1 tRNA gene is annotated in these 291 nt (G+C 62.2%); it reads left to right on the plus strand.

The features are described 5' to 3' along the window. Positions 1–52: 52 nt before the first annotated feature. Positions 53–137, plus strand: a tRNA-Leu gene (locus ACH107_RS33770). The last annotated feature ends 154 nt before the right edge of the window (positions 138–291 follow it).

A 291-nucleotide genomic window follows, 5' to 3' on the forward strand; every position in this document is an offset into this window, starting at 1 on the left:
GTCTTGTTTGGCTGGCCGGACTTCTGGCATAATTGCCGGCTCAGCTGTACCTGCCCGAGTGGTGAAATTGGTAGACGCAGGGGACTCAAAATCCCCCGCCGCAAGGCGTGCCGGTTCGATTCCGGCCTCGGGCACCAGATTCCAAGCCGCTTCTGTTCATTCAGAAGCGGCTTTTTCATTGGGCGCCCGCCCTGCCAGGCAGCGCCTCCTGCAGACGTGGGATAATCGCACCTTTGCCCCGGGCACGGCTCAAGAGGTTGATCGCACGGGCGCGCGAGGGCCTTTATCCGC

This window comes from Roseovarius halophilus (ex Wu et al. 2025) (assembly GCF_047086965.1).